The 6,288-nt window shown below is 69.4% G+C and carries 9 protein-coding genes; 2 read left to right on the top strand and 7 right to left on the bottom strand.

Annotation, left to right across the window (positions count from 1 at the left end):
• Positions 1 to 563: 563 nt before the first annotated feature.
• Entirely contained in the window at positions 564 to 764 is a 201-nt protein-coding gene (locus ACZ7FF_RS43475) for a hypothetical protein (RefSeq protein ID WP_470820116.1), read from the top strand.
• Positions 765 to 817: 53 nt separating this feature from the next.
• Here ACZ7FF_RS43475 and phoU read toward each other — a convergent pair whose 3' ends face one another.
• Positions 818 to 1,492, bottom strand: coding sequence for a phosphate signaling complex protein PhoU (gene phoU, locus ACZ7FF_RS43470; protein WP_470820120.1), 675 nt, complete (start codon positions 1,490 to 1,492; stop codon positions 818 to 820).
• Between the two features lie 326 nt (positions 1,493 to 1,818).
• Positions 1,819 to 1,980: a LexA family protein gene (locus ACZ7FF_RS43465; protein WP_470820114.1), complete on the bottom strand. Its 162-nt coding sequence runs from the start codon at positions 1,978 to 1,980 to the stop codon at positions 1,819 to 1,821.
• 125 nt (positions 1,981 to 2,105) lie between these two features.
• Here ACZ7FF_RS43465 and ACZ7FF_RS43460 point away from each other — a divergent pair, with 125 nt between their 5' ends.
• Positions 2,106 to 2,615, top strand: coding sequence for an ATP-dependent DNA ligase (locus tag ACZ7FF_RS43460; protein WP_470820112.1), 510 nt, complete (start codon positions 2,106 to 2,108; stop codon positions 2,613 to 2,615).
• Here ACZ7FF_RS43460 and ACZ7FF_RS43455 read toward each other — a convergent pair.
• The 5 genes from ACZ7FF_RS43455 to ACZ7FF_RS43435 form a co-directional block, all read right to left on the bottom strand.
• A complete protein-coding gene (locus ACZ7FF_RS43455; protein ID WP_470820110.1) occupies positions 2,566 to 2,877 on the bottom strand; it encodes a hypothetical protein in 312 nt (103 codons plus the stop codon). The genes ACZ7FF_RS43460 and ACZ7FF_RS43455 overlap by 50 nt on opposite strands.
• On the bottom strand, positions 2,874 to 3,617 hold the full coding sequence (locus ACZ7FF_RS43450; RefSeq protein WP_470820108.1) for an ISAs1 family transposase: 744 nt from the start codon (positions 3,615 to 3,617) through the stop codon (positions 2,874 to 2,876). The genes ACZ7FF_RS43455 and ACZ7FF_RS43450 overlap by 4 nt, the downstream gene beginning before the upstream one ends.
• A 121-nt stretch (positions 3,618 to 3,738) precedes the next feature.
• The gene (locus tag ACZ7FF_RS43445; protein WP_470820106.1) at positions 3,739 to 3,960 is read right to left on the bottom strand and encodes a helix-turn-helix domain-containing protein; all 222 of its coding nucleotides are present in this window, start codon (positions 3,958 to 3,960) and stop codon (positions 3,739 to 3,741) included.
• On the bottom strand, positions 3,960 to 4,451 hold the full coding sequence (locus ACZ7FF_RS43440; protein WP_470820104.1) for a DUF2975 domain-containing protein: 492 nt from the start codon (positions 4,449 to 4,451) through the stop codon (positions 3,960 to 3,962). Before ACZ7FF_RS43440 ends, ACZ7FF_RS43445 begins: the two co-directional genes overlap by 1 nt.
• A 1,051-nt stretch (positions 4,452 to 5,502) precedes the next feature.
• Positions 5,503 to 6,081 (bottom strand): hypothetical protein, encoded by a 579-nt coding sequence (locus tag ACZ7FF_RS43435; RefSeq protein ID WP_470820102.1) that lies wholly within the window; start codon positions 6,079 to 6,081, stop codon positions 5,503 to 5,505.
• Positions 6,082 to 6,288: the final 207 nt, after the last annotated feature.

Raw genomic sequence — 6,288 nt, 5'->3', positions numbered from 1 at the left:
TCTCCCAGCAGATCACAGCAGCAGAGTCCGGCCATCCCACCACACACCGCTGACATCACACTCAGTCAGCCCTCCACGGAAAGTGAGCCAGAACCAAAACTCGTGAACATCACCCGACCGTGGATCTGGGTGCCTCCCAAACCCGTGAACAACTGACGACGCAAGTCGTGAACAAAGCCAGTGGCCTTGATCGCAGGGGATCATGCAGAGGACGTCGCCGGGACCATGCCCGTCCCGGTGAGGCGCCCAGGACCGGCGCCGAGGAGGCGGCAGCCTCCTCAGCACGACGCGGCGGCACGGTCGTCGTCGCCGTGCCGCCGCGGAGCCCGCCATGCCACCACAGCTCCGTGTACCCCCAGGCACCCAGCCCACCCCCACCCTCCCGGCCCCGTAACCCCCATCGCCGAAGCGTCTGGTCAGTCGCGTGCCGTCGTACAACCGACGGGTGCTGCAGCAGGCTCCATACGCGTTGAGCATGAAGGCCTCCGCCGGTTGCAGCGGCGATTCCGCCATTCAGCGTCCCGGCCTTGGCAGCCCAAAACCCGGCCACCAGGATGAACCCCATGGTGGAACACACGACCGACGTACACGCCCTCCTCAGCGACACCGTCCACCCGGCAGGCTGGGTCGAACGCCAGCCCACCGGCCACGCGGTCGTCCGCTGCACCTGCGGCCTCGACAGCGGCACCGTCACCGTGACCCTGGCCGCGCAGATCGCCGACGACCACCGGCGCATCGTCGCCGAAGCCCGCATCCCCGCCTGACCACCCAGACCACCAGCATCCTCATACGGACAGTACGACGTGCCGGCCAGTAGCTATGTGGGCATCGGTGGGTCCGGGAGGTAGTCGTCGGCATGCTCGCCGGTGACGAGATAGACCATGCGGCGGGCCACCGAGACGGCGTGGTCGGCGAAGCGCTCGTAGTAGCGGCCGACGAGGGTGACGTCCACCGCCGTCTCCACCCCGTGCTTCCACCGGTCGTCCATCAGATGCTGGAAGATCATGCGGTGCAGCTCGTCCATACGGTCGTCGTCCTGCTCCATCTGCAGCGCCGCATCCACATCCCGCGTCACAAGGATCTCCGCAGCCTGCGCCATCAGCCGCTGCGCGAGCTGCCCCATCTCCAACACCGTACGGTGCAGATCCCCGGGCACAGCACGCTCCGGGTGACGCAGCCGGGCCAGTTTGGCCACATGCGCCGCCAAGTCACCGGAACGCTCCAGATCAGCACTCATGCGCAGCGAGGTCACAACCGTGCGCAGCTCGGTGGCAACCGGCTGCTGCCGCGCTAGCAGCGCGATCGCCCGATCCTCGATCTCCCGCTGCAGGCCATCAATCCTCGAGTCGGCGGCGATCACGCTCTCGGCCAGCGTCAGGTCGGCGTCCATCAAAGCAGTGGTGGCACGGCCGATCGCGGAGCCCACCAGCCGGGCCATCTCCACCAGCCCCTCACCGACCGAGGCCAGCTCCTCGTGATACGCCACCCGCACCCCGACCTGCCCCTTCCCCACATCGCGCCGCTGTCCATCTCAGACTTGCACACCCCCCACGACGCCACATCACATGCCAGCCAGGACGAAACCGCGTGCTCAAGCCGCGCAGAAGTCGTGAGCCCAGTCATCGCGCCATCCCGTCCATCACGACGCACCACTTGCGCACCCCCCGGCGCGGCCCCTGCCGGCCGCGGAACCTACTGCTCATCCGGCCAGGCGGCCAGCACGTCGGCGGTGTCCTCGTCGGAGCGTGATGCGGGCGGCCGGCATAAGAACCGGCCAGCCACCGGAGGTGAGCAGGAAGTGGTAGCGGCCGGCGCCGATCATGCGAGGCGGATCCCTCTGGACCGCCCCGGCTCACGCACGATCGCGCGCTTTGCCTCCAGCTCCACCAGCTGATAGTGGACCGAGGACCCGCTGCGCAGGCCGACCTCCGCCCCGATCTCCCCCACCGTCGGCGCCTCACCGTGATCGGCGATGCTCACGGATGCAGCGCAGGGTGTCGGTGAGATGATCGACGCGGTACATACCGACATTAGATCTCTTGTTCGATTTTCTGGGCAAGCGGACACACGTCAGACCGAACGCCGGGGGTGGAAGGGATCACGTCATGGTATGGACCCTGCCCGACCCGATGCTGACCACCGCCGTGGACAGCCCCGCCCTGCCGGCCGGGGCGGCGGAGGAGCCCAAGTGGGACGGCTTCCGCGCCCAGCTCGCCGTGCACGAGGGCGGGAGGGTGCTGCTGCGCTCCCGGCAGGGCACCGACATGACGAATGCCTTCGTCGAGATCCGGGCTGCCGCGCTCGCGCAGCTGCCCGCGGGCACCGGGCTCGACGGCGAGGTGATCGTGTGGGAGGACGACCGGCTAGCGTTCGAGCGGCTGCAGCAGCGCCTCGCCCGCCGCGGCGCGGCGGCCTTGGCCGAGGGGGCGCGCCGCTGGCCCGCGCATTACGTCGTCTTCGACCTGGTCCACAGTGCCGGGGACGGGGATGTGACCGGCTGGCCGTATGCCCGGCGCCGGGCCGCGCTAGAGGCGCTGTTCATCGGTCGCGGGCTGGCGGCGCCGTTCACGCTGTGCCCTCGACCACCGACCCCACCACCGCCGAGAACTGGCTGACCTGGTCGGCGGCCAGCGTGGAGGGGCTGTGCTTCAAGCGGCTCGATGCGCCCAACCGGGCCGGCCAGTCACGGTCGTGGCAGAAGTACAAGATCCGCATCACCACCGAAGCGATCGTCGCCGCCGTCACCGGACCACTCACCGCCGTGAGGCTGGTGACCGCGTAGACGGTCGTGATGCTGATCTTGCCGGTCTTGCGGTCCGCTCGGTGGCGCTTGAGCTGGAGGGCCTGGCGCGCGCTGGGAAAGAGCAGGCTGTTCACCGTGCACACCTTGATGCGGCGGATCTCGCCGCGGCCGTGGCCGGTGTCGCGGGTGCGGCACCGCAGCGGGATCTGCTTCCATGGGAGGGACTTGAGCTGCTTGTGGAGCTTCTTCCGTTTCCTTTCAGGGTCACGATGTAGTGCGCGCCTCGGCCGAGCAGGTAGCTGGCGTGCTCGCGCTCAGTGTGCATGGCGTCGCTGGTCACGACCACGCCCGCCAGTTCGGCGAGGGTCTCCAGGAGAGGGTAAAAGCAGGTGATCTCATTGGTCTTCTCGCCTACGTCGAGTTGGGCCAGGACCAGGCCGGAGAGGTGGTCGCAGGCGGCGAGCAGATGAATCTTGCGGCCCGTGGCCCTGGCCGCTCCCCGCAGGGTCTTGCCGTCGACCGCCACTGCGCGAAGTTGACCCACGGCCCCAGCGCGCCGGTCGGCCAGCCAGCGGCCCACCGCCCGGTCCAACGCGTCGCCGTCGATGCGGCCCAGCAGTCGCCGCACCGTCGCCTCCGCCGGCAGGCACCGCTTCGGAGACAGCGGGTCGGGCCGTACGCCAAGGCGCTCCAGGACGGACGGCGGGGCGTCGTTGATCCACTCACCCACCGCCAGCAGGGAGGTCGCTCCGGCCAGAACCGCGCACGCGGTCAGCGCGAGCACGACGACCAGAGCGTGCCCTACGCCGCGTGGATCGCGAGGGTCGGGCACCTCAGCCAGCCGCTCCAGCAGGCCCGGGATCTCCTCGGGCACGGCCCCGCAATGCTCGCGGAGTTGGTCAAAGGCAGGCGGGATCGGCGATGATGCGTCGGCAGGCACGGCCTTGCACTCGGATCACGGGGTGTCGAGAACTCCATGATCTTGGAAGGGCACGTCATTCGCCTGCGGCATCCTCTGCTTCCCAGCGCAGCAGGTCGCCCGGCTGGCACTTGAGCACCTCGCAGAGCGCGGCGAGCGTGGTGAAGCGCACTGCCTTGGCGCGGCCGTTCTTGAGCACCGCCAGGTTGGCCGGAGTGATCCCTATCCGGTCCGCGAGTTCGCCCACGGACATCTTCCGCCTGGCCAGCATCACGTCGATGTCGACGGCGATCGGCATCAGATCACCTCGTCCAACTCGGCCTGCATCTGCGACGCTTCGACGTCGCGCGCGACGGCCTGGGCGAGCAGCATCCGCAGCACGAGGACGATGAGCGCGACCCCCAGGATGGCCACGCCGATCCCGCCCATGATGACGGTGACGCCCGGGTCGTCTCGCTGGCCTGGCGCATTGATGATCGTGACCGCGAACCAGAGGAGGGCAGCCGCCGCGATCGCGCCAATCACGCCGTCCACGTACCGGAAGGCAGCGTGGGAGAACACGGTTCCGCGTCGCACCATCGCCACGAGCCGCCATACGCAGACCACGGCGACCTGGACCGACAGCATGCCCAGGATCATGATCACCCGTAGCGCGGTCATCGGGAGCGACCCGTCCTCAGGGTCGCTCCCGATGACCAATGTCCACACCATCAACGCCTGCACGAACACGGTGCCGACGAGCACCACCACGAGCACGGCGCGCAGCGCACGCACGGTCAGCTTTCCCATGACCCACCTTTCCATCGAAGCACGATGGGAATCTATCGAAATTCGATAGGTGAAGCAAGAGCGGGGACGAAGGGTGAGCGGCACTTTCGCACGGCGGCAGGACGTCGCCGCCTCCCATGGCACGGCGCGGTTGCGCGAACCGTCTTGATCTTGTCGAAGTCGACCTCGCTTGAGCACAAATCGGACGCCACCCGACTACGCCGAAGCCTTGGGCAGCGGCTTGCATCGACTTCCGCAGGGGGTCGATCTCATTCGGTGGGTGCGCCTACCCCTCAAGCCAGGCCATGAAGCGCGTGCGCTCTTCACCGCACCGGCCGCCGCCGGAGGCGTGGGAGCTGTTTGGGGTGAAGGTGGAGCCATACGGCTCGGAGGTAAGCGTGCACCCTTCCCGTACGGGCTGCAAAGCGTAGTAGCCGAATGCGGCCAGTCCCACGACCAGCAGGGCAATTAGCAAGGGGCGTCGGGCTGTCGGGGAGGGCATGCTGGGATTCTATGAGCGTCACATGCACAAGGCGCAGCGAGGCCGCCTCATCACCGCCCTGCGGCACGGCCAGGCCCTCGACGAAGCGGCCGCCGGACTGAGTGTCGACCTGCGCGCCGTCTGGCCGCCGGCCCGCGGCCACGCCCTGCGCGCCGACTACCTCCGCCTCCTGGCCCTCGGCCTGCCCCCGTCGCGAGCTGATCCTGGGCACCAAAAGACCCGGAAGCGTGGCGCGGTGACGGCCCGGCGGTCGCGGCCGCCTGCGGCGCCGTCAGCGCCGCCTCAGCCCCGTACGGCTCCCTCAAGCCCCTGCGGCTGGCCCCGGAGCGCGTCGCCCGGATCCTCGAGGAACTGCGTACCCCCGGGGACGACCGCTGGCTGCCCGCCCGCCTGGTGTGGGGAGCGCACACACCCACCGACCGCACCAATGTCCGTCGCGGTGCTGACGTGGGAGACTGCCACCGCTACCGCCCGCGTGACCACACGGCCAAGGCGCGCCGGTTCCCGGCGGGCCAAGGGGTCACCTTCGGTTCGGGCCGCCCTCCCGTCGCCACCGGCGGATTCGTAGCGTCAGCTGTAGGTCATCGGGCAGCCGCGGCGCAGTGAGTGCTCGGCGGCACGCAGGTACACGGCGACGTAGAACGCGGCGTCCAGGTCCTCGCTCCAGGGCCCTGGGCGAGCCGCGGCCAGTTCTTTCACCTCGCCCTCGAGGAACCAGAACGTCAGACCGAGGTTCCCGGCCTCCTGCGGCACCTCCGGCGGCAGTCCGATGACGTCCGCCAGCCGCCTGGCCAGGGCGAGCACCTGCGGCGCTCCCGCGATCACGGTCGTGTCGGTGTAGGCGGAGCCGATGGGCAGGTGTATCTCCTCCCCCAGCGACACCGGTACCAGCACCGACCACTCGCCGAACGTCTCCTGCTCTCGCGGCGTCAGGTGCGCGCGGCACAGCGCCGCGAACCCGTCCATGGGAGGGATGAGCTTCTCCTCGAACCACACCCCTAGTTCCTCCTCCCGAACGGGCTCGTACCGCGGCAGCCCCCGCCGCTCCAACTCCTCCTCGAGCGCCGAGGCGACGGCTCCCCGGCCGCCCTCGTCCTCGTCGCCGTCGAGCCATTCCCGCGCACCCACGCTGACCAGATAGATCCCCATGCCGGAAAGGTAGCGCCCGCCACCGAGAACGCCCCACCCGTAGACGGGTTGGCGTCCCGCGGCCTTGTCCTCCGGCGCGGACACCAGGCGCAGCCAGGCGGGCACGCCCGTAGCGGTGCGGGCCGGGGCATCCGGCGTCCAGCCGGTGATGCCCCGCGAACTCGCGGTGGAGTGCCTGGCCCTGCGCCGGGGGCGTTGGCAAGCTAC

It is taken from the genome of Streptomyces sp. NPDC037126 (genome assembly GCF_055605965.1).
Note: the sequence above shows the minus strand (reverse complement) of the source record. Positions and strands in the feature narration are given on the sequence as shown.